The organism is Pseudomonas koreensis, assembly GCF_012986595.1.
Taxonomy (GTDB): domain Bacteria; phylum Pseudomonadota; class Gammaproteobacteria; order Pseudomonadales; family Pseudomonadaceae; genus Aquipseudomonas; species Aquipseudomonas koreensis.
This window is the reverse complement of sequence record NZ_JAAQYM010000007.1, coordinates 1-22,374: the sequence shown is the minus strand read 5'-3', so window position 1 is coordinate 22,374 and position 22,374 is coordinate 1. Positions and strand designations below refer to the sequence as shown.

The 22,374-nt window shown below is 58.4% G+C and carries 16 protein-coding genes and 2 pseudogenes; 16 read left to right on the top strand and 2 right to left on the bottom strand.

Going from position 1 to position 22,374, the window contains the following annotated elements; translation table 11 throughout:
• Positions 1–88: 88 nt before the first annotated feature.
• Positions 89–1,162, bottom strand: coding sequence for a diguanylate cyclase (locus HBN98_RS21140; RefSeq protein WP_083368683.1), 1,074 nt, complete (start codon positions 1,160–1,162; stop codon positions 89–91).
• 190 nt (positions 1,163–1,352) lie between these two features.
• On the opposite strand from HBN98_RS21140, the gene HBN98_RS21135 reads away from it, so the two are divergent.
• From HBN98_RS21135 to hglS, 6 genes are all read left to right on the top strand, one after another.
• Complete coding sequence (locus HBN98_RS21135; RefSeq protein WP_083368682.1) at positions 1,353–2,804, top strand: flavin-containing monooxygenase; 1,452 nt, start codon at positions 1,353–1,355, stop codon at positions 2,802–2,804.
• A 21-nt stretch (positions 2,805–2,825) separates the two neighbouring features.
• Positions 2,826–3,752 (top strand): alpha/beta fold hydrolase, encoded by a 927-nt coding sequence (locus tag HBN98_RS21130; RefSeq protein ID WP_064588099.1) that lies wholly within the window; start codon positions 2,826–2,828, stop codon positions 3,750–3,752.
• Positions 3,753–3,917: 165 nt separating this feature from the next.
• Positions 3,918–5,417 carry a glycolate oxidase subunit GlcD gene (gene glcD, locus HBN98_RS21125; RefSeq protein ID WP_083368681.1) on the top strand — a complete coding sequence of 500 codons (1,500 nt, stop codon included), beginning with the start codon at positions 3,918–3,920 and terminating at the stop codon, positions 5,415–5,417.
• Complete coding sequence (gene glcE, locus HBN98_RS21120) at positions 5,417–6,466, top strand: glycolate oxidase subunit GlcE (protein WP_083368680.1); 1,050 nt, start codon at positions 5,417–5,419, stop codon at positions 6,464–6,466. Before glcD ends, glcE begins: the two co-directional genes overlap by 1 nt.
• Positions 6,467–6,468: 2 nt before the next feature.
• The gene (gene glcF / locus HBN98_RS21115; RefSeq protein WP_064588102.1) at positions 6,469–7,689 is read left to right on the top strand and encodes a glycolate oxidase subunit GlcF; all 1,221 of its coding nucleotides are present in this window, start codon (positions 6,469–6,471) and stop codon (positions 7,687–7,689) included.
• Between the two features lie 88 nt (positions 7,690–7,777).
• On the top strand, positions 7,778–9,166 hold the full coding sequence (gene hglS / locus HBN98_RS21110; protein WP_083368679.1) for a 2-oxoadipate dioxygenase/decarboxylase HglS: 1,389 nt from the start codon (positions 7,778–7,780) through the stop codon (positions 9,164–9,166).
• 109 nt (positions 9,167–9,275) lie between these two features.
• Here the strand turns inward: hglS and HBN98_RS21105 are convergent, their stop codons facing one another.
• Positions 9,276–9,953, bottom strand: coding sequence for a type 1 glutamine amidotransferase domain-containing protein (locus HBN98_RS21105; protein ID WP_083368677.1), 678 nt, complete (start codon positions 9,951–9,953; stop codon positions 9,276–9,278).
• A 407-nt stretch (positions 9,954–10,360) separates the two neighbouring features.
• Here HBN98_RS21105 and HBN98_RS21100 point away from each other — a divergent pair, with 407 nt between their 5' ends.
• The 10 genes and pseudogenes from HBN98_RS21100 to HBN98_RS21055 all read left to right on the top strand — a co-directional run.
• Entirely contained in the window at positions 10,361–10,876 is a 516-nt protein-coding gene (locus HBN98_RS21100) for an Hcp family type VI secretion system effector (protein WP_003226246.1), read from the top strand.
• A 131-nt stretch (positions 10,877–11,007) separates the two neighbouring features.
• A complete protein-coding gene (locus tag HBN98_RS21095; RefSeq protein WP_083368676.1) occupies positions 11,008–13,050 on the top strand; it encodes a type VI secretion system Vgr family protein in 2,043 nt (680 codons plus the stop codon).
• On the top strand, positions 13,040–13,777 hold the full coding sequence (locus HBN98_RS21090; RefSeq protein ID WP_083368675.1) for a DUF4123 domain-containing protein: 738 nt from the start codon (positions 13,040–13,042) through the stop codon (positions 13,775–13,777). Before HBN98_RS21095 ends, HBN98_RS21090 begins: the two co-directional genes overlap by 11 nt.
• The gene (locus tag HBN98_RS21085; protein WP_229755016.1) at positions 13,777–18,462 is read left to right on the top strand and encodes an RHS repeat-associated core domain-containing protein; all 4,686 of its coding nucleotides are present in this window, start codon (positions 13,777–13,779) and stop codon (positions 18,460–18,462) included. Before HBN98_RS21090 ends, HBN98_RS21085 begins: the two co-directional genes overlap by 1 nt.
• The gene (locus tag HBN98_RS21080; protein ID WP_146188728.1) at positions 18,459–18,803 is read left to right on the top strand and encodes a hypothetical protein; all 345 of its coding nucleotides are present in this window, start codon (positions 18,459–18,461) and stop codon (positions 18,801–18,803) included. The genes HBN98_RS21085 and HBN98_RS21080 overlap by 4 nt, the downstream gene beginning before the upstream one ends.
• Positions 18,804–19,041: 238 nt before the next feature.
• Complete coding sequence (locus HBN98_RS21075) at positions 19,042–19,332, top strand: hypothetical protein (RefSeq protein ID WP_083369428.1); 291 nt, start codon at positions 19,042–19,044, stop codon at positions 19,330–19,332.
• A 185-nt stretch (positions 19,333–19,517) separates the two neighbouring features.
• Positions 19,518–19,761: pseudogene (locus HBN98_RS21070) on the top strand (RHS repeat domain-containing protein); the annotation flags it as partial.
• 107 nt (positions 19,762–19,868) lie between these two features.
• A complete protein-coding gene (locus HBN98_RS21065; RefSeq protein ID WP_083368673.1) occupies positions 19,869–20,270 on the top strand; it encodes an Imm50 family immunity protein in 402 nt (133 codons plus the stop codon).
• Between the two features lie 312 nt (positions 20,271–20,582).
• Complete coding sequence (locus HBN98_RS21060) at positions 20,583–21,224, top strand: hypothetical protein (protein ID WP_151101599.1); 642 nt, start codon at positions 20,583–20,585, stop codon at positions 21,222–21,224.
• 108 nt (positions 21,225–21,332) lie between these two features.
• Positions 21,333–22,374, top strand: a pseudogene (locus HBN98_RS21055) (RHS repeat domain-containing protein); the annotation flags it as partial.

Below are 22,374 nucleotides of genomic sequence, written 5' to 3'. Positions count from 1 at the left end.
ACCGTACCTGACATCGGCGCGAGGCTCTATACCGGATGCGACATCTCTGCGGCGGACACCGAACACCTGCAGGAATTGTGCTGAGCAGTCAGACCGAATCAAGCACTTCGTGTTTCGGCCGATCATCACTGTTGCAGATCACTCGATTGCGCCCGGTGGCCTTGGCCTCGTACAGCGCCTGATCGGCATCGTTGAGCCACCGGGTCGCGTCGCCATGGCTCGGATCGTAGGCGGCCAGGCCAATGCTCAGGCTGACCTTGAGCGCCGGGTTCTGCTCGTAACCCAGGGTGGCGAAACGTTCGCGCAAGGCTTCCATGGCCTGGGCGGCGTTGAACAGCGGCAGGTCGGGCAGGATCACGCAGAATTCATCGCCGCCGTACCGCCCGGCAACGTCGGCGGCGCGCAGGTTCTGCTTGAGCATCTTGCTCAACTGGCGCAGCACGATGTCGCCGGCGACGTGACCGTAGGTGTCGTTGATCGGTTTGAAATGGTCGATGTCGATCAGCGCGATGGCCGCGCCCTGCTGCTGCCGGCGGCAGCGTTGAAACTCGACTTCCAGCTGATCCTTCCAGGCGCCGTGGTTGAGCAGCCCGGTGAGGCTATCGGTGCGGCTCAGCGCCAGCAGCTCACGCTTGTGCAGGCCCAGCGTGTAGGCCTGGCGAAAGCAGATCCAGCCCAGCGCCAATGGGTACAGCATCAGCAACGGCAGGCACGCGTAGAGCTGCAACGGTGAGGTTTGCGGGATGAAGGCCGGGGCGAACACCACCAGGCCGACACCGATGCCGAGGATCTGCGCCGCCAGGCCAGCGGCGAGAAAACGCAGCCCGCCGATGGCAACGTTGTTCATCGCCATCATCGAAACAGTGGTGGCACTGGGCAGCGGATTGAAATGCATGGCGGCGACCCAGAAGCCGCCCATAAATGCGTCGACCAACAGATTGCGGTGTTCGGCGTGGTAGGGAACGCTGGCACGACGGGCCCATTGAAACGCCAGATGCGGCCAGAGCAGGCCATTGAACAACATCAGCCCCCAGACCCACAGCGGCGGGTCGAGCGGGTACATCGCCGCGCTCACGCACAACAGCCCCAGCACCAGGCCGAGGGTTCGCGATGTATAAAGCCTCCTGGCCAGTGAAAGTCCCTTTCCCCCCTTGTTTCGCATAAGGGCCTCGACCACTCAACGGAACCTGCGCACACCGTCAGACGGATGTGCTGGAAGTCTAACAGGCAGCGATTAAATAGCCATCACCGGCCAGCCGCTGAATACCGGGGCATCGCCGCCGCGCACAGGGCAAATATTTAGCTATACCTGAAAGGATGAAAACGGAAAAACGACTATAAGAAGGAGGCCCATGCAGACCTACCGAGTGTTGATCATCGGCAGCGGATTTGGCGGCCAGTGTGCGGCGGTCAATTTGCTCAAGGCCGGGATCGATGATTTCCGCCTGCTGGAACGACGCGACTTTTTCGGCGGCACCTGGTGCCAGAACACCTACCCCGGCGCAGCGGTGGATGTGCCTTCGCCACTGTATTCGCTGTCGTTCGCGCCGTATCGCTGGACGCAGATGTTCGCCGCCCAGGCCGAACTGCATCAATACACCCAATACGTGATCGAGCATTTCGGCCTGCGCGAACGTGTCGAGCTGCAAACCAATGTTGAACACATTGAATGGCACGAGGCGGAAAAGCGCTGGGCGGTGCAGACCAGCCGCGGAGTCTTCTACGCGCAGTTCGTGATCAACGCCAGCGGCCCGCTGAGCCAACCGGTGATCCCCGCCTTCCCCGGCCTGGAGCGCTTTCAGGGCAAGACTTTTCATACCAACAACTGGGATCACAGCTACGACTACCGGGGTAAACGCGTGGCCATCGTCGGCAGCGGCGCCAGTGCCGCGCAGGTGATTCCGGCGATTGCCCCCGAGGTCGGGCACCTGCATGTGTTCCAGCGCACAGCGCACTGGGTGTTGCCGCGGGCTGATCGCACGTTCGGGCGCTTTCAGCGCTGGTTGCTGGGCTTGAAACCGGCGTACAAGCTGCTGCGCTGGCTGCTCTACTGGCAATTCGAAACCCGGGTGATCGCCTTCAAATATTCCAGACCGGCGATTCACCTGGTCCAGCGTCAGGCGCTGCGCTTTCTCAAGCAGCAGGTGCCGGATCCGCTGTTGCGCGAAAAACTCACCCCGGACTTCACCATCGGCTGCAAGCGCATCCTGCTTTCCAGCACTTATTACCCGGCGCTGACCCGGCCCAATGTCACGTTGCACAGTCGTGAGCAAGGCATCGCCGAAATCGATGAAAGCGGAATCACCACCACGGACGGCCAGCACATTGAGGTCGACCTGATTGTCTGGTCGACCGGCTACGACGCCACCGACGGCGTGGTGTCCTACCCGGTGACCGGCAAGCACGGCGTACAGCTCAAGGATGTCTGGGCGCAGTACCCGCGCGCCTATCTGGGCACCAGCCTGCCGGACTTCCCCAACCTGTTTATCGTCACCGGCCCGAACACCGGCATCGGGCATACCTCGGCGCTGTTCATCATCGAGGCGCAGATGAACTACATCCTCGATTGCATCCACACCCTTGAGGCCAGGGGCCTGCACAGCATCGAGGTGCGCGCCGAAGCGGAACGTTCCTACACTGCAATGATCCACCGTGAGATGGAACGCACGGTATGGAAATCCGGCGGCTGTCACAGTTGGTATCAGAGCAAAAGCGGTCATGTGATCGCGATATTTCCGGGCTTCAGTTTCAGCTACTACCGGTTGACCCGGGCGCTGAAACCGGCTGACCACATTCTGTCCTGAACACGTAAAAGGAAGACGTCGATGCTTTTGCTGTTTGTCGCTCTCGCGGTTTTCGTCGCCTGGAGCTGGTTAAGTTACCCGGCGGTCGGCCATTGGCTGTACGACCTGAGTACGGCCCTCGAAGCCAAGCTGTATAAGCTGCATAAAATCGAGGTGCCGATTGCCGAAATGAGCGTATCGACGTGGCAAGGCGGCCCCTATGAAGCGGCCAGCGCGATCCTGATGCTGCACGGCTACAGCGCCGACAAGAACCTGTGGCTGCGCTTTGCCCGGCATTTCGTCCGGCAGTACCGGGTGATCATTCCGGACATCGCCGGCCACGGTGAAACCGGGTTCAAGGCCGGTGGTGGCTATGACATTCCGCTGCAGGCCAAGCGCATGATCCAGTTGCTCGACGTCTGTGGCGTGGAGAAAGTGCACGTGATCGGCAACTCGATGGGCGGCTACATCGCGGCATGGCTGGCGGCGACTTACCCGGAGCGGATCGCCTCGGTGGCGCTGATCGACCCGGCCGGCGTCACCGCACCGCAGGCCAGCGACATGGAGCGGCATCTGGCGCGCGGGCATAACCCGTTTCTGATCAATTCCCGGGAAGAGTTTCGCCAGTTCTATGCGATGACCATGGCCTCGCCACCGTGGGTGCCCGGGCTGGTACTGGACGCGATCGCCCAGCGTTACGAACGCCAGCGCGACGAGCTGGAAGAGATCTTCCGCGACTTTCGCGCCAGCCCGCCGATGGAGCCGAAACTGGCCGACATCAAATGCCCGGCGCTGCTGTTGTGGGGACGCAAGGACCGCTTGATCGACGTTAGCAGCGTACCGATCTGGAGCAAGGGCATCGCCAACCTGCGGGTCGACGTGTGGGACGGCGTCGGGCACATGCCGATGGTTGAACAGCCGGGGAATACCGCGCGGTTGTATCGGGAGTTTCTGGGCAATCAGCGATGAAACCCACTGCCGGGATCGTGGCGAGGGAGCTTGCTCCCGCTGGGGCGCGAAGCGGCCCTAATCCAGCGAATACGGCTTGCCTCTCAGGTCTGCTGCGCAGCCCGGCGGGAGCAAGCTCTCTCGCCACAACAAACCGTCCCGGCGACAAAGATTCGGAAGGTCGGAATGAACATTCTCTACGACGAACGCCTTGATGGCCCGCTACCGGCGGTGAACAAGGCTGAACTGCTGAAAACCCTGCAGCACGCCATCCCGGATCTTGACCTACTCTGGCGCGAAGACGAACTCAAGCCCTACGAGTGCGACGGGCTGTCGGCCTATCGCACCACGCCGATGCTGGTCGCCCTGCCCCGCCGACTCGATCAGGTGCAGGCCCTGCTCAAACTCTGCCATCAACACACCGTGCCCGTGGTTGCCCGTGGCGCTGGCACCGGGCTGTCGGGCGGCGCCTTGCCGCTGGAAAAAGGCCTGCTGCTGGTGATGGCGCGGTTCAACAACATCCTGCATATCGACCCGGCAGCCCGCACTGCGCGGGTTCAGCCGGGGGTGCGCAACCTGGCGATTTCCCAGGCGGCGGCGCCGTTCGGCCTGTATTACGCGCCGGATCCGTCGTCGCAGATCGCCTGCTCGATCGGCGGCAACGTCGCGGAAAACGCCGGCGGCGTGCATTGCCTCAAGTACGGCCTGACCGTGCACAACCTGCTGAAGATCGAAGTGCTGACCATCGAAGGCGAACGCCTGACCCTGGGCAGCGACGCCCTCGATGCGCCGGGTTTTGATTTGCTCGCGCTGTTCACCGGCTCGGAAGGATTGCTGGGGATCATCACCGAAGTCACGGTCAAACTGCTGCCCAAACCGCAAGTCGCCAAGGTGCTGTTGGCCAGTTTCGACTCGGTGGAAAAGGCCGGCCGCGCCGTGGCCGACATCATCGCGGCGGGGATCATACCCGGCGGCCTGGAGATGATGGACAACCTGGCGATCCGCGCCGCCGAAGATTTCATTCACGCCGGTTACCCGGTCGATGCCGAGGCGATCCTGTTGTGCGAACTCGATGGCGTCGAAGCCGACGTTCACGATGATTGCCTGCGGGTCCGCGACGTCATGCTCCAGGCCGGCGCCAGCGAGGTGCGGCAGGCCCGGGATGAAGCCGAGCGCGTGCGCTTCTGGGCTGGGCGCAAAAACGCCTTTCCGGCCATCGGCCGCTTGTCGCCGGACTACTACTGCATGGACGGCACCATCCCGCGCCGCGAGTTGCCCGGCGTGCTGCAAGGCATCGCCCGCCTCGCTGTCGAATACGGTTTACGCGTCGCCAACGTGTTCCATGCCGGCGACGGCAACATGCACCCGTTGATCCTGTTCGACGCCAACCAGCCCGGCGAACTGCATCGCGCGGAAGCGTTGGGCGGGAAGATTCTCGAACTGTGCGTGCAGGTCGGCGGCAGCATCACCGGTGAGCACGGCGTCGGCCGCGAGAAAATCAATCAGATGTGCGCGCAATTCAACAGCGCTGAGCTGAGCCTGTTCCACGCGGTCAAAGCCGCGTTCGACCCGCAAGGCCTGCTCAACCCCGGCAAGAACATTCCGACGCTGCATCGCTGCGCGGAATTCGGCGCGATGCACATTCACGCCGGACAACTGCCATTCCCCGAACTGGAGCGTTTTTGATGGCCGACGTCGACGCCAGCAGCACCCTGCTCGATCAGGTCAACGAGGCGCTGGCCAACGCCACGCCGCTGAAAATCCAGGGCGGCAACAGCAAGGCGTTTCTCGGCCGCGAAGTGGCCGGTGAAGTGCTCGACACCCGCGTGCACCGCGGCATCGTGCGCTACGAACCGACGGAGCTGGTGGTCAGCGTGCGCGCCGGTACGCCGTTGCGCGAGTTGCTGGACGTCCTCGACGCGGCCGGGCAGATGCTGCCGTGCGAGCCGCCGGCCTTTGACGACAGCGCAACCGTCGGCGGGATGATCGCTAGCGGACTGTCCGGGCCACGGCGGCCATGGTCTGGCTCGGTGCGCGATTTCGTCCTCGGCACCCGGGTGATCACCGGCCTCGGCCAGCACCTGCGTTTCGGCGGCGAAGTGATGAAGAACGTTGCCGGCTACGACCTGTCGCGCCTGTTGACCGGCAGTTTCGGCTGCCTCGGCGTGCTCACTGAAGTCTCGCTGAAAGTCCTGCCAAAACCGCGTCAGTGCCTGAGCATTCGCCTCGACCTCGATTGCGCCCGAGCACTGACCCGACTGGCCGAATGGGGCCAGCAACCCTTGCCGATCAGCGGCGCCTGTCATGACGGGCATAGCCTGTTCCTGCGCCTGGAAGGCGGCGAAGGCTCGGTGACTGCCGCCCATCAACGGCTCGGCGGCGAACCGCTGGACTCGGTGTTCTGGCGCGATTTGAACGAACACCGCCTGGCATTTTTTGACGAAGGCCTGCCGCTGTGGCGCCTGTCGCTGCCGAATAATCTCGGGCCGCAGGACTGGCCCGGCCAGCAGTTGATCGACTGGGCCGGCGCGCAACGCTGGCTGAAATCCGATCATGCGCAGATTCAGATGCTCGCCCAGGAACTCGGCGGCCACGCCACCTGCTTCACCCATGGCGCCAGCGACACACCGTTCCAGCCGCTGGCCCCGGCATTGCTGCGCTATCACCGGCAACTCAAGGCGCAACTCGACCCGCAAGGGCTGTTCAACCCCGGCCGGATGTACGCGGAGTTCTAGCCATGCAAACCACCCTCAGCGAACAAGCCAGACAACTGCCGCGTGCTGCCGAGGCGGAAAAAATTCTGCGAACCTGCGTGCATTGCGGGTTCTGCAACGCGACCTGCCCGACCTATCAATTGCTCGGCGATGAACTCGACGGCCCGCGCGGGCGCATCTACCTGATCAAGCAAGTCCTCGAAGGCGCACCGGCCACCGAGCAGACACAACTGCATCTGGATCGCTGCCTGTCCTGCCGCAACTGCGAAACCACCTGCCCCTCCGGCGTCGACTATCACAACCTGCTCGACATCGGCCGGGCAGTGGTCGACAAGGCCGTGCCGCGCCCCGCCGCTCAACGTCTGTTGCGCGAGGGCTTGCGCGCACTGGCGCCGAATCCCGGAGTATTCAAGGGCTTGCTGCGGGTCGGCACGACGTTCCGGCCGCTGTTACCGCAAATCCTCGAAAGCAAATTGCCGCAACGCGCGCCGGTATCCGGCTCGCGCCCTGCGCCACGCCATGCGCGTCGGGTGTTGCTGCTTGAAGGTTGCGTACAGCCGGGCCTGTCGCCAAACACCAACGACGCGACGGCGCGGGTGCTCGATCGGCTGGGGATCAGCGTCACCCCGGTGGCCGAGGCCGGTTGCTGTGGTGCGCTGGATTACCACCTCGACGCCCAGGCCAAGGGCCTCGACCGCGCCCGGCAGAACATCGACGCCTGGTGGCCACACCTGGAAAACGGCGCACAAGCCATCGTGCAGACGGCCAGTGGTTGCGGCGCGTTCATCAAGGATTATGGGCATTTGCTCGCGCAGGATCCGCGCTACGCCGCCAAGGCGCGGCAGATCAGCGAGCGGACGCTGGACCTGGTGCAGCTCCTCGCGCAGGAACCGCTGGAACAGGTGTGCGCCGCGACCCAACGACGGATCGCCGTGCACTGCCCCTGCACCTTGCAACACGCGTTGAAACTCGGCGGCGCGGTGGAAGCCGTGCTGACCCGTCTCGGGTTTAATCTCACCCCAGTGCCGGACGGCCATCTGTGTTGTGGTTCGGCCGGCACCTATTCGCTGACGCAACCGGCCCTCGCCCGGCAACTGCGCGACAACCGCCTCAACGCATTGGAAAGCGGGCGCCCGGAGCTGATTGTCACCTCCAACATCGGTTGCCAGAATCATCTGGCTGGCGCCGGACGCACGCAGGTGATGCACTGGATCGAACTGGTGGATCAGTCGTTGGCAGAATGAAGTTCGTAGGATTCTTCGTTTGCCGCCGCCGGCGAAGGCTGCGATCTTTTCCTCCATCCTTTACGTGACCGTGGCAGGAATTTTTTTCATGACCGTGCAGCCTTTCGTCAGCCCTGACCTGATCCGCCAACGCTTCTCCAAAGCGATGTCCGACATGTACCGCGAAGAAGTGCCGTTGTACGGCGCGCTGATGGAACTGGTGGAACAGACCAACCGCGAGGTGCTGGCCCGCGAACCGCACATCGCCCGACAACTGCACAGCACCGGCGAGATCGAGCGCCTGGACATGGAGCGCCACGGCGCCATCCGCGTCGGCACCGGCACAGAGTTGGCGACCCTCGCCCGCCTGTTCGCAGTGATGGGCATGCAACCGGTGGGTTATTACGACCTGACCCCGGCGGGCGTGCCGGTGCACTCCACGGCATTTCGCGCGGTGCATGAAGCGGCGCTGCAGGTCAGCCCGTTTCGGGTATTCACCTCGTTGCTAAGGCTGGAGTTGATCGAAGATCCCGAGTTGCGCGCCTTTGCCGAAGCGGTGCTGAACCAGCGTGCGATCTTTACCCCGCAGGCGCTGAAGCTGATCGAGCAAGCCGAAGCGGCCGGTGGTTTGAATGAGCGTGAGGCGGCGGAATTTGTCCTGCAGGCACTGGAGACCTTTCGCTGGCATCACAGCGCGACTGTCACCGCCACGCAGTACCAGACACTCAGCGCCCAACACCGTTTGATCGCTGACGTGGTGGCGTTCAAAGGCCCGCACATCAATCACCTGACCCCGCGCACGCTGGACATCGACATCGTCCAGGCGCAAATGCCGGTGCACGGCATCACCCCGAAAGCGGTGATCGAAGGCCCGCCGCGCCGGCAATGCCCGATCCTGCTGCGCCAGACCAGTTTCAAGGCGCTGGACGAGCCGATCGCCTTCACCGACCAGCACGACACCCACGGCAGCCACAGCGCGCGTTTCGGCGAGATCGAACAACGCGGTGCGGCGCTGACGCCCAAAGGCAGGGCGCTGTATGACCGCCTGCTGAATGCCGCGCGCGATGAACTGGGTGACTTCCCCAACGAAGGCAATGCCGCTCGCTACAACGCACTGATGACCCGGCACTTTGGCGAATTTCCTGACAGCGTCGACGGCATGCGTGAGCAGGAGCTGGCGTACTTTCGCTACTTCCCTACGGAAAAAGGCTTGGCCGTGGGTAGCCTCACGTCAGCATCGCTGGAGGATCTGCTCCGCGACGGTCATGTGAAAGCCGAACCATTGGTGTACGAAGATTTCCTGCCGGTCAGTGCCGCGGGGATTTTTCAGTCGAACCTTGGGGACGCAGCGCAAACGCACTACGGCGAACACTCGAACCGTCAGGCGTTCGAACAGGCGCTGGGGCGTTCGACTATTGATGAGTTGGGATTGTATGCCGAGACGCAGCGGCGTTCGATTGAAGAATGCGCCCAAGCATTGCGGTTGAAACTGAGCTGACCGTGGCGAGGGAGCTTGCTCCCGCTGGGCTGCGAAGCGGCCCTTGTTTTGGGAGCGCTGCGCACTCCAGCGGGAGCAAGCTCCCTCGCCACAGAATCAAGTGCGGCTATCAGCGCAGTCGCGACAACAAGGCGAACGCCGTCTCTTCCGACGACGCCGGATTCTGCCCCGTCAGCAGCAACCCGTCCTCACGGGTGTAGCTCGACCAGTCCGCGCCTTTGGAGAAAACCCCGCCCTTGGCCTTGAGCTCATCCTCCACCAGAAACGGCACCACGTTGGTCAGCCCTACCGCTTCCTCTTCACTGTTGCTGAAACCGGTCACCTGCTTACCGTTGACCAGCGGCTGACCGTCCGCGCCCTTGGCATGGCGCAACACGCCAGGCGCATGGCACACCGCAGCCACTGGCTTGCCGCTGTTATAAAACGCTTCGATCAGCGCAATGGAATGCCGGTCTTCAGCCAGGTCCCACAGCGGGCCGTGCCCACCGGGATAGAACACGGCATCGAAGTCCGCAGCCTTCACCATGTCCAGCTTAACCGTGGAGGACAGCGCCGACTGGGCGGCAGAATCCTTGCGGAAGCGCTCGGTCGCGGCGGTCTGTGCGTCAGGTTCGTCACTCTTGGGGTCCAGCGGTGGCTGGCCGCCCTTGGGCGAGGCCAGCGTCAGTTGCGCGCCGGCGTCCTTGAACACGTAATACGGCGCGGCGAATTCTTCCAGCCAGAAACCGGTTTGCTTGCCGGTATCACCCAATTGATCGTGGGACGTTAAAACCATCAGGATTTTCATGTCGCTCTCACTCGATGTGGGGAATGTTCGTACGCCTTCGGCGCGCTCGTGAGTGATTGACCTTCGATGCAGCCGGATCGTTTCAACCGCTCGACACTGGCACTTGGCCTTACTGCGCAACTTCTTGCGCACTTGTTCGGCGAAAACGACCGCCTATCACGCTACAGGCCTTGATTGGCGTGGCTCGCAGCCAAGTGCGCAACTTTTTGCGCAGTACTGCGCAAGAAGTTGCGCACTTTCGACCTCGATTGCGCAGAAAACTTCGTCCCAACCGCAGTCCAGAGCCGTTCCACCCCCGGCTCCCGGGACCTTCAACAAACCTGGCACGCTCCTTGATAACAGTCAGGCACCCACCGGGCGATTCCGCCTCCCGGGCACCCTAAATTTATCCGCAAGGAGAGCACCCCATGGCAACACCAGCGTACATGTCGGTTACCGGCGAAAAACAAGGCCTGATCACTGCCGGCGCCTTCACCGCCGACTCCGTTGGCAACACCTACCAGGAAGGCCACGAAGACCAGGTCATGGTTCAGGCTTTCAGCCACGACGTGATCATCCCGCGTGACCCACAATCCGGTCAGCCAACCGGTCAGCGCGTTCACAAGCCAGTGATCATCACCAAGGTCTACGACAAGGCTTCGCCTCTGCTGCAAGCCGCTCTGACCTCCGGCGAGCGCATGAGCGAAATCGTTATCCAGTGGTACCGTACTTCTGCTCAAGGTACTCAAGAGCACTACTACACCACCAAACTGGAAGACGCGATCATCGTCGCCATCAACAACAAAATGCACAACTGCCAGGATCCAGGCAACTCGCACTTCACCCACCTGGAGGAAGTGCAGTTCACCTACCGCAAAATCACCTGGACCCACGAAGTATCCGGTACTTCGGGTTCCGATGACTGGCGTGCTCCAGTCGTTTAATTACGGCTGATCGTTACAAGCATCGACCAGCCCTGCTGGTCGATGTTGTTTACGCCCCTCCAGAATTTCGCGTGCGTTGATCCGCCTGGCGGTAGTCGACGAACGCCGCTGTACAGCACGAGGAACAAGGGATGTTCGCGCCGGCCAATGAAACCCACTTTGCCCTGACCATCGAAGGGCTCTCCGCCGATTTTCAGGTATTCACCCTGACCGGCCGGGAAGCCATCAGCCAGCCTTTTGTGTTTGAGGTGGAGCTGGTCAGTGAGCAGCCGTCGCTGGACCTCGAAACCCTGCTGCACAAACCGGCCTTCCTGCAGCTGTCGCCCGATGGCAGCGGCATCCACGGCCAGATCTATCGCGCCGCGCAAGGTGACTCGGGCAAACGCCTGACCCGTTATTCGGTGACCCTGCGCCCGCAATTGTCGTACCTGGCACACCGCGTCAACCAACGCATCTTCCAGAACCTCACGGTGCCGAAAATCATCGGCATGGTCCTCGAAGAGCACGGCATCCAGAGCAACGCCTACGAATTCAAGACCGGGTCGATCTATCCCGAGCGCATCTACTGCGTGCAATACGATGAATCGGACCTGCATTTCATCCAGCGCCTGTGCGAGGAAGAAGGTATCCACTACCACTTCCAGCACAGCGCCACGGCGCACAAGCTGGTGTTCGGCGATGACCAGACGGTGTTCCCGAAACTCAAGCCGGTGGCCTACCAGCAAGACTCTGGCATGGTCGCCAGCAACCCGGTGATCAAGCGCTTCGACCTGCGCCTGGAAACCCGCACCAGCCGCACCACGCGCCGCGACTACGACTTCGAAAAACCGCGCCTGACCCTGGAAAGCGAAAACCGTGGCGACGCCCTGCCCGACCTCGAAGACTACGACTACCCGGGCCGTTTCATCGACCGCGAGCGCGGCAAGCACCTGGCCAAACGCGCCCTCGAACGCCACCGCAGCGACTTCCAGCTCGCCGAAGGCAAGAGCGACCAGCCGCTGCTGGTCAGCGGCCATTTCCTGGCCCTGACCGAGCACCCGAAGGCCAAGTGGAACGACCTGTGGCTGCTGACCGAAGTCCTGCACGAAGGCAAGCAGCCGCAAGTGCTGGAAGAATCGGTGACCAGCGACACCACCGCGCTGAAAGACGATTTCCATCAGGGCTACCGCAACCGTTTTCAGGCGACCCCGTGGGACGTGCCGAACCGTCCACCGCTGCGCCACCCGAAACCGCGCATCCTCGGCAGTCAGAGCGCCGTGGTGACCGGCCCCAAAGGCGAAGAGATCCATTGCGACCAGTACGGCCGGGTCAAAGTGCAATTCCACTGGGACCGCGAAGGCCAGGCTGACGACAAGACCAGTTGCTGGCTGCGTGTCTCCAGCGCCTGGGCCGGCGCCCAGTACGGCGGCATCGCCATCCCGCGCATCGGCATGGAAGTGCTGGTCACCTTCCTTGAAGGCGACCCCGATCAACCGCTGATCAGCGGCTGCCTGTACCACAAGGAAAACACCGTCCCCTACGCGCTGCCGGCGAACAAGACCCGCAGCACCTTCAAGACCCTGAGCTCGATGGGTGGCGGCGGTTACAACGAACTGCGCATTGAAGACAAAAAAGGTCAGGAGCAGATCTACCTGCACGCCCAGCGCGACTGGGACGAAAACATCGAGCACGACCAGAAAATCCGCGTCGGCAACGAACGCCACGACACCGTCGAGCAGAACAGCTACACCGAGTTCAAGGCCGAAGAACACCACACCGTCTACGCCGACCGCAAAGTCGAGGCCCGCGCCAACGACCACCTGACCGTGGGCGTGAACCAGCACATCAAGATCGGCACCGGCCAATTCATCGACGCCGGCCAGGAAATCCACCTGAGCAGCGGCATGAAAGTCGTGATGGAAGCCGGCGCCGAACTGACGCTGGTCGGTGGCGGCAGCTTCATCAAGATCGACGCCGGCGGCGTGACCATGAGCGGCCCGGTGATCAACATGAACTCCGGCGGCAGCCCCGGCAGCGGCACCGGCGCCGCCCCGCTGATGCCAGGCATCCTGAAACAGGCCGACGCCGACAAGGCCGGCCAGGTCCTGACCCCGGCCCAGATCAACACCCTCAAACGTAATGCGCCGTTCTGCGAAGAATGCGAAAAATGCAAGGCAGGTGCCTGTGCCATCTGATCGACTGACACCCAAGGACTGGCTGGCACAACAGCCGCTGCAAACTGGCGAGCGCCTGTATCTGATCATCAGCGCAGCGAGCGATGCCGACGCGCTGAAAACCCTGTACCTGACCGAACCCACCGCCCAGCTCCTGCCGATCTGGGGCGGCACGCCCTACTCCACCTGGCAACCGGTGATGCCCTACGTCACCGAACTCAAACCGAACTCGGCATTTCTGCCCTGGATCGCCGAAACCGACGCCCTCGACTGGGGCTGGCTGGCCGTCTCACGCGCCGAACCGAACGACGTGTTCGAGCACCTGCGTAGCCTGACGCAGGTGAAGATGCCTGACGGGACGGAGGTGTTTTTCCGCTTCTGGGATGGGCGGCACATCTACCCGATTTTGAAGGGGCTTGGGGAGAAGGCTGGGGAAGTACTGCCGGTGTTTGAGCGGTATCTGATTAACGGGCAAACGCTGGAGGTTGGGACACGGGTGCTGCCGAAGGTGCGGGATTGGCCGTGGTGGGAAGTGCCGAAGCCGTTGCTGGACAGTTTGACCAAGGAAAACCCTTCAACACTGATTGGCAATCTCCTGCAATGGCTCGAAGAAGAACGTCCGGACATATACAGCGCTTGGCCAGAGAACAACCTGAAGCTGAAAGTCAGCCGTTTCGTGCGCCGCCCGGATGCGCCGAAAAACCTTAAAGAAGCACTGTTAAACCACCTGATTCTGGAGCAAGGCTGATGGATCGCGTTGCCTTTGTTGACAACCAACTGAACACCTTCAAGGACAGTCTGAAGTTGTATCAGGAACAAACCAAAACCTGGTACGCGAGAGCCGCCGACAAGGCCAGTCGAGCCGCAGACCTGCCCTCACTGCTAGGCATGGAGCGTGTGATCAAGGTTGGCGACACCAGTAAATCGGTGAGCATGACCGACGGTGATTTCTCCTCGAACGTGGCTCAGTGTCCGCTCCAGGGCCCGCTGCTGATCGAAAGTAAATTCGAGTCGGTCTACGACATCCCTGTCGGTGATATCGAAGTTGAAATCGTCGCCGTGGAAGGCGGTGCAATCAGCAAAGTCAAACTCGACGCTCAAGGCAAGGCGGCGTGGACCGGAGGTATCCCCGGCAAGTATTACCAGATCCGCGTTCACAACGAAGTGACGCCAGCGCAGATTGACACCCTCTTCAGCGCATACAGTGGCGTGACCGCAGACCTCGAAGGTTTCCTGCGTAAAGAGTGGGCAGGGTTCAAGCCACAATGGTCGAACCTTTCCACCTCGGGCACCGCGATGGCCATTGGCACCGGCATTCTTGAAGGTGGCTGGGAGGCCATCAAGGGCGTGTGGGATGGCATCAATCAGGTGCTCGATATTCTGCAGGATCCGGGAAAGTTTGCGAAAGATCTCGGCACCGGAGCAGACGAGCTGATCAAGGTTGCCAAAAGCTCGCCGGACATCATGAAAAAGGCCATGTTGCTGGCCAGTGACGAAGCCGCATTGTTTTTGCTGGTACGCAGTGCAGTGATCTGGTTGGCAGGCTTGCCGCCAATGAAGATGGCTGGCGACATAGCGAAAGCGACCACGGCAATGGTCGTCGGCATCGCGATCGACATCGTGATTGGTGTGGTACTGACCATCGCGGCCGAAGGCACCGGGGTTATCTACCTCGCCGCCCGACTGAAGAAGTACGGTGAGTTGGTCATCAACGCAGTCATCGGTTTCGTGAAGTCGCTGTTCAAGATCATCAATGGCTTTATGGAGTACGTCGCGAAGTACACCGCTGTTGCGGCACGAGGTATGGCGGCGAAGGTTAGAAACGGTATTTCGGAGTTGCGTTTTGACGGGAAGAAAAACGCAAAACTCGCGGATGGCAAAATAGCCGACGATGCGTCCAAACAGGCGAAGACTCACGCCGATAAAAGCGCAGAGCCCGCCGCCGATACCTGTACCAACGGTTGCCCGGTTTCGATGGTGACCGGTGAAGAGCTGTTGACGCTGACCGACGGCCAACTTGACGGCCTGCTGCCGTTTGAATGGACACGCCTCTACCGAACCAGTGCGGTGGAAATCGACTGTGGTCTGGGCTATGGCTGGAGTCATGCTCTGGCGCATCGCATCGAGGTCAATGGCGACGAAGTCATCTGGACCGACCACGAAAACCGCGCAACGCCCTTCCCCCTCCCAAGCGAACAACGTCCGGCAATTACCAACAGCCTGTCGAAGGCCGCGATATTTCTCGGAGACGATCCGTCAGAACTGGTTCTGGCGCAGGCAGGCAAACGCCCATCGTTCTACCACTTCCGCTTCAACAGCAAAGGCGCCACCCTGATTGCCATCAGCGACAGCTATGGCAATCGACTGCACGTTACGCGCGATATTCATGGTCGAATCAAGCGCCTCGATAACGGTGCCGGTCGCGCACTGCTGCTGCGTTACGACCGCAAACACATTATCGCTGTGGACTATCAACAGTTCCTGCCAGCGGACAACCTGGAAGATGCCTGGAACACCGTTCAAACGCTGGTGACGTACAACTATGACGCACAACACCGTCTGATCGAAGCGAAGAACGCAGCCGGCGAAGCCGAACGTTATCGCTACAACGATCAGCATGTGATTCTGGAGCGGCAACTGGCAGGTGGCGCGGCCTTCTACTGGGAGTGGGAGAACGAAGGCAAACTGTCTCGCTGCATCCGTCACTGGGCCAATTTCTCGCAGATGGAAGCGCATTACGCCTGGGACGATAAAGGCAGCGTAACGGTAACCAACGCCGATGGCAGCGAAGAGGTCTACACCCACGACGACCATGCACGGCTGATCAGCAAGATCGATCCAGACGGCGCCGAACATCTCAAGGCGTACAACGACAAAGGCCAATTGATCGCAGAAAAGGATCCGTTGGGGGCCGTTACCGAATACCGATACGACGACAACGGACTGATGATTGCCGTCATCCCGCCGGAAGACGAAGCCACCACGTATGAATACATCAATGGTTTCGTCAGCGATGTTCATCGCGGCAAAGCCAGTTGGAAGTATCAACGCAACCGTCAGGGCGACATCACCCAGCAAATCGACCCGGACGGCAATGCCACGCTATACAGCTACGACGCCCAGGGTCGCCTGCTGGAGATCCGCCACTCCGACGGCAGCCGCCATCAACTCGGCTGGAACAACCTCGGGCAGTTACTGGAAGAGCGCCTGCCGGACGGAGGTCAACGCAAGTATCGCTACGACGCACTGGGTCGTCAGATCACCCGCCAGGAAGAGTCCGGCGCCATCACCCAATACCAGTGGGATGCGGCCAACCGTCTGGCACAAGTCACGCTGCCGGGCGGCGCAACACGTGCCTTCACCTACAACGCCTATGGCAACGTCACCGCCGAACGCGACGAACTCGGCCGTATAACCCGCTACGAATACGCCGACAACCTGCACCTGGTCAGCCGCCGTATCAATCCGGACGGCAGCCAACTGCGCTACCGCTACGACAACTCGCGTCTGTTGCTCACTGACATCGAAAACGAGCGCGGCGAGCATTACCAGCTCGACTACTACTCGAACGGCCTGATCCAACAGGAAACCGGCTTCGACGGTCGTCGCACGGCCTACGAATACGACCTCAACGGCCAGTTGCTGAAGAAAACCGAATTCGGCGATGACGGCAGCGAACTTGTTACCGAATACCAGCGCGATACCGCTGGCCGTCTGCTGGTAAAAACCCTCGCCGATGGCGAAGAAATTCACTACCGCTACGACGCCCTCGGTCGCCTGGTAAACGTCGACGACGGCCATTGGCCGCTCGCCTACAAGTACGACCTGCAAGACCGCCTCATCGAGGAACACCAAGGCTGGGGAACCCTGCGCTACGAGTACGACAGCGTTGGCCAGCTTAGCCACTGCCGCCTCCCGGATGGCAGCAAACTCGACTACCGTCACCTGTCCGGCGGACGCCTGAGCAGCATCGACCTCAACGGCTCACGTCTGACCGCTCACCAGTTCAGCGCCGGTCGCGAACAACAGCGCCAGCAAGGCTTGTTGCTCAGCCAATACCAATACGATGAACAAGGCCGCCTGCAAGCCCACACCGTCGGCCAGCGAGACAAAAACCTGTTTCAGCGTCGCTACAACTACGACGCTAACGGCAATCTCGCCGGTATCGACGACAGCCGCAAAGGCAACCGAAGCTACCACTACGACCCGCTCGATCGCTTGGTCAGCGTACGCGGCACGACACCGGAAAGCTTCGCCCACGATCCGGCGGGTAACCTGCTGGGTCAGAACAACGAAGGCACGGCCAACCTCGCCAACGTCAAAGGCAACCGTCTGCTGATGCAAGGCGACCGCCACTACGACTACGATGCCTACGGCAACCTGATCCGCGAACGTCGCGGCACCGGCCAGAAACTCGTCACCGAATACAGATACGACTGCCAGCACCGTCTCATCGGCGTCAGCCTGCCGGGTGGCAGCACCGCGTCCTACAAATACGACGCTTTCGGCCGACGCATCGAAAAAACCGCCGACGGCCAGACCACGGAGTTCCTGTGGCAAGGCGAACGACTGATCGCTGAAAGCGCCGACAACCGCTACCGCAGCTACATCTATGAGCCCGGCAGCTTCCGTCCATTGGCGATGCTCGATGGCGAAGGCCCGCGCAAAGCCACGCCGTTTTACTACCAGCTCGATCATCTGGGCACACCGCAGGAACTCACCGACTACAGTGGCGAGATCATGTGGTCCGCGAAGTACCGCGCCTACGGTAACCTCGCTGCGCTGGACGTCAGCGAGATTGATAATCCGCTGCGCTTCCAGGGTCAGTATTTCGATGCCGAGACAGGGTTACATTACAACCGGCACCGCTACTACAATCCGAGTACTGGGCGGTTTTTAACGCCGGATCCGATCAAGCTTGCGGGCGGTTTGAATAGCTACCAGTACGTGCCTAACCCGACAGGGTGGGTAGATCCATTGGGGCTAAATAGCACTAATTGCCCCAAGAAGGTTGATACAAGCGACTACCAAACACGTAAAGACCTAAGAACAGATGTCTATGATGCAAAACGCCCAGAAGGTAGGCATGCCACAAAGCACACAAATGCGCAGTCGGCAGAACAAGCGAAATCGCTCAGCCTTGGTCAAGGGAGTCGTGACGGAAAACCAGAAGCCTCTTATTTACCGGATATCGCGAATAACGTCAGCGGTTTTGAGAAGCAAGCGGCCTATTCAGCGGTACGCGATGGAAACGTGTTTGATCATGGGGGTTCAAGATATATGTTTTATAGATCAGAAACCCCCGTTGGATACAATAATGGCGAACTAACAAACTGGGTTAGGATTGAACTTTCAAAAGCTGGCGAACCTGTCATACACAGTTTCCCGGCCTCACCCGAGCAAGTTAAAAAATACATGGGCAATGTAAAATGAGACCAAAACTCAAATATGAACTTCAACCAATTCGAGTCCCAAGCGGTTGGACAGTAACAATCAACAACCTTTTTGAAGTGGAATTAACACCAGAAACCAGCGACTGGTTCACCTGCTCAGTACTATTAGGTGGGGTGCGGCGTAGTAGCGGGCACTGCTTTGATTCTAGAGTAGAACCAGAGGGCGACCCCAACGGAGAGTTTGTAATTGATTTCCTGAAAATCGATTATGACCAAAAAGGAAAACCGGTTAAAAACTCCGAAGTTTTTCTTGGTGAATTCAGAACCAAAAGCAAAATTGAATTCATTAAAAAAATTGAATCATTCATGATCGAATCGTGAAATACAAACATTTAAAACTCAGCACCCACCAATACAGCCAAAGCTAATAAAGCAAGAGGGGGGAAATTTACTTTTCACAATACACAAAAGACACTAAAAATAAATCTACCCCCTTTTTTTTCAACCCCTCTTCTGCCATCCAATCTGAATAGGTAAATAACTGTAGATACGGCGCAATAAATCTTACGACGAAAGGAAATATGACGCTTGAAAACCCCACATTTAATCGGTGGAAAAAATGTTAGAAACCAATATAAAAATAGTACTTAATGGAGAAGATGCTCTCGAAGTCCTTGCAGATATCGAGTTCATATTAATTTCACTGCACAAGATGGGCAGCTATTACTCCGACAAACCAATCGAAGACTACCAAAAAGCCACCACTGATTTCATTGATAACGAAGGAGTAATCCAACGCCTTGCCAAAGTAAGAAAAATCATAAGCAAGAATTTTGATTCGACACTTGGAGATGATGATATGGATGACATTGAGCGCCACATGGAAGGGATTAAATTTTGGAAACCCTAACTTAGTTTTCAAACATATAAATCTCAACGGATCTTGCTTATATAGATGCAATCCGCGCCCGCCTGACGCTTAAAGTTTCGATCAAGCTTGCGGGCGGATTGAACAACTACCAGTACGTGCCTAACCCTACGGGGTGGGTGGATCCGTGTCGATTTTTAAACGCGCCTTTCCTGAAGCCATCTTGCTGGAACAACCTTGGTCAACTGCAGGAAGAGCGTCTGCCGGACGATGGTCAACGCAGATACCGCTAAGATGTCTTGGCCGGACAGATCATCCGGCAAAACGAATTTGGCGCGATTACTCAATATCAATGGGACGCCGCTGATCGCCTGACCCAAGTCACCCTGCCCGGCGGCGCTACTCGCGCGTTCATCTATAACCCGTATAGCCGAGTCACCGCCGAACGAGACGAACTCGGGCGCATCAATCAAATAGGACAAATTTATTTTTCCGCAGATGGCCCAAAAGGCATTGAAAATAAACCTTTCCCGGATAGCATATACTTAGAAGCTACCACTTAAGCTGAAAGCGAAAAAATGAAAACTTGGAATGAATTTGATGGCAACAGCCTATTCAATAGAACATTCACCAAACCTATTAAAATCAGCACGATAAGCTTATTCCAAATAACTGTCGACAACAACACACCTAACATAACCTTCGAATTCGATATCCCAGAAATCCCCGACTCCGCACCTGAAAAGTGGGTAAAGATGGGATTCAACACTTGCCGCATTGGATTAAGCTGCAACGGAGTCAAAGAATTAATCTTAAAAAATATACCTACTCAAGAGAATCTCACTATGAAAGTAGAGAAAATTGACGAGTATTTTTTAATCCGCGCAGAAAATGAAAACTCTCTATTAGAGTTCAAAACAAAATACCCATTGCTTTGCAGCCCTTCAGTTTATATGAGCACCGTAGAGCGACCGATTTGAGCCGCTAGCTAGGCGATGTACCAGAAGGACAGCTTTCAGGGAGGCTAAAAGGGTCGGAGGAGTTCCACTCTCGCAGCAGCCATCCAGGTCATATAAAGAAGTACTTACTGACCAACCCGGCCGTGTTATGAGTCGCGTGTATGAATTTCGTTTAAACGATGGTCAGATTGTGACGATCAGAGAGCATTAATTAGGGCACGTAAAAGGAAACGAGGGACCTCATTTCAACACAGAGGTAACAAAAACTACTGGTACTAAGGGATCCCTAAAAGAGGGTGAAAATTCACATACATACTTTAAGAAAGAATAATCATGAGAACATTTTACATTTACGATCCAGGAATTAAGCTATGCGAGCAACCCGAGTTCGCGCCATCTCCTGACTTTGTGAGTTTCACAATTATCTCGGCGTCTTTGCAGGACATATGGTCAACTTGGATAAAAATCAGCCGTTCTCTCTCGCTGGAATGGCCTACAACAATAAAGTGGCGGACTATTGGCTACTCGCTGGAGAATCAAAAGATCCAAGAAATTCGTCTACGAAAGGATATTGAATCGACTTTAGGCGCCAATGGAATACTCAAGAAAAATGCAGAAACAAAAATATATTCTTACCTGAACCCAACGGACACCCATGAAAACAGATTCAAACCTGACGAACTAACACAATACAGAAATACTTTTCTAATCCTAAAAAAAAACACCCCAGACTTACTTTTACTTTTGGAACAACTAAGCAAAGACGACAAAGCTGTCACTTCAAGAAGCATTTTAAAATTTATGAACTTTGACAGAGAAACACTTATCGCTCGTTTTTTAGAAAGCGACACTCATTCAACCTTACAGCTTATTACGCCAGCAGAAAACCTAAAAAAAATTACACCGATATTTGAAAATCTGGAAATCAGAAAAGTTACACACACCGAAATACCTGAAATAATAAACAATCTTTAATATCACTATCAGTCTCAAAAATGCAGTTTATTTTCTAGACGCCAATCTCAGTTAACAGAGTAGGCAATGGTCGGGAGCAGACCACGTTTCTTTTCGTTCCTTCTGGATGAATACGACAGCGTCGGCCAATTGAGCCAATGTCGCCTCCCGGATGGCAGCAAGCTCGACTACCGTCACCTGTCCGGCGGACGCCTGAGCGGCATCGACCTCAACGGCTCACGTCTGACCGCTTACCAGTTCAGCGCCGGTCGCGAACAACAGCGCCAACAAGGTCTGCTGCTCAGCCAATACCAATACGATGAACAAGGCCGCCTGCAAGCCCACACCGTCGGCCAGCGAGACAAGAACCTGTTTCAGCGTCGCTACAACTACGACGCTAACGGCAATCTCGCCGGTATCGACGACAGCCGCAAAGGCAACCGAAGCTACCACTACGACCCGCTCGACCGTCTGATCAGCGTGCGCGGCGCCACACCGGAAAGCTTCGTCCATGATCCGGCCGGTAACCTGCTGGATCAAAACAACGAAGGCACAGCGAACCTTGCCAACGTCAAAGGCAACCGCCTGCTGATGCAGGGCGACCGCCACTACGACTACGATGCCTATGGCAATCTGATCCGCGAACGCCGTGGTGCCGGTCAGAAACTCGTCACCGAATATCGCTACGACTGCCAGCACCGCCTCATCAGCGTCAGCCTGCCGGGCGGCAGCATTGCAACCTACAAGTACGATGTCTTCGGTCGACGTATAGAAAAAACCGTCGACGGCCACACCACTGAATTTCTGTGGCAAGGCGAACGCCTGATTGCCGAAAGCGCTGAAAATCGCTACCGAAGCTATATCTACGAACCGGGCAGCTTCCGACCGCTGGCAATGCTTGATGGCGAAGGTCCTCTAAAGGCGACTCCGTTCTACTACCAACTCGACCACCTCGGTACACCGCAGGAACTCACCGACTACAGTGGCGAGATCATGTGGTCGTCAAAGTACCGCGCCTACGGTAACCTCGCCGCGCTGGACGTTAGCGAGATTGATAATCCGCTGCGCTTCCAAGGTCAGTACTTCGATGCCGAGACGGGGTTACATTACAACCGGCACCGCTACTACAATCCGGGCACTGGGCGGTTTTTGACGCCGGATCCAATCAAGC

What these genes read in the sequence shown, in the direction of transcription:
- HBN98_RS21075 (WP_083369428.1), top strand. Translation starts at nt 19,042, where the DNA reads ATGTTAGAAACCAATATAAAAATAGTACTTAATGGAGAAGATGCTCTC.
- glcF (WP_064588102.1), top strand. Translation starts at nt 6,469, where the DNA reads ATGCAAACCACCCTCAGCGAACAAGCCAGACAACTGCCGCGTGCTGCC.
- glcD (WP_083368681.1), top strand. Translation starts at nt 3,918, where the DNA reads ATGAACATTCTCTACGACGAACGCCTTGATGGCCCGCTACCGGCGGTG.
- HBN98_RS21085 (WP_229755016.1), top strand. Translation starts at nt 13,777, where the DNA reads ATGGATCGCGTTGCCTTTGTTGACAACCAACTGAACACCTTCAAGGAC.
- HBN98_RS21130 (WP_064588099.1), top strand. Translation starts at nt 2,826, where the DNA reads ATGCTTTTGCTGTTTGTCGCTCTCGCGGTTTTCGTCGCCTGGAGCTGG.
- HBN98_RS21060 (WP_151101599.1), top strand. Translation starts at nt 20,583, where the DNA reads ATGAGAACATTTTACATTTACGATCCAGGAATTAAGCTATGCGAGCAA.
- hglS (WP_083368679.1), top strand. Translation starts at nt 7,778, where the DNA reads ATGACCGTGCAGCCTTTCGTCAGCCCTGACCTGATCCGCCAACGCTTC.
- HBN98_RS21080 (WP_146188728.1), top strand. Translation starts at nt 18,459, where the DNA reads ATGAGACCAAAACTCAAATATGAACTTCAACCAATTCGAGTCCCAAGC.
- glcE (WP_083368680.1), top strand. Translation starts at nt 5,417, where the DNA reads ATGGCCGACGTCGACGCCAGCAGCACCCTGCTCGATCAGGTCAACGAG.
- HBN98_RS21135 (WP_083368682.1), top strand. Translation starts at nt 1,353, where the DNA reads ATGCAGACCTACCGAGTGTTGATCATCGGCAGCGGATTTGGCGGCCAG.
- HBN98_RS21095 (WP_083368676.1), top strand. Translation starts at nt 11,008, where the DNA reads ATGTTCGCGCCGGCCAATGAAACCCACTTTGCCCTGACCATCGAAGGG.
- HBN98_RS21105 (WP_083368677.1), bottom strand. Translation starts at nt 9,953, where the DNA reads ATGAAAATCCTGATGGTTTTAACGTCCCACGATCAATTGGGTGATACC.
- HBN98_RS21100 (WP_003226246.1), top strand. Translation starts at nt 10,361, where the DNA reads ATGGCAACACCAGCGTACATGTCGGTTACCGGCGAAAAACAAGGCCTG.
- HBN98_RS21065 (WP_083368673.1), top strand. Translation starts at nt 19,869, where the DNA reads ATGAAAACTTGGAATGAATTTGATGGCAACAGCCTATTCAATAGAACA.
- HBN98_RS21140 (WP_083368683.1), bottom strand. Translation starts at nt 1,162, where the DNA reads ATGCGAAACAAGGGGGGAAAGGGACTTTCACTGGCCAGGAGGCTTTAT.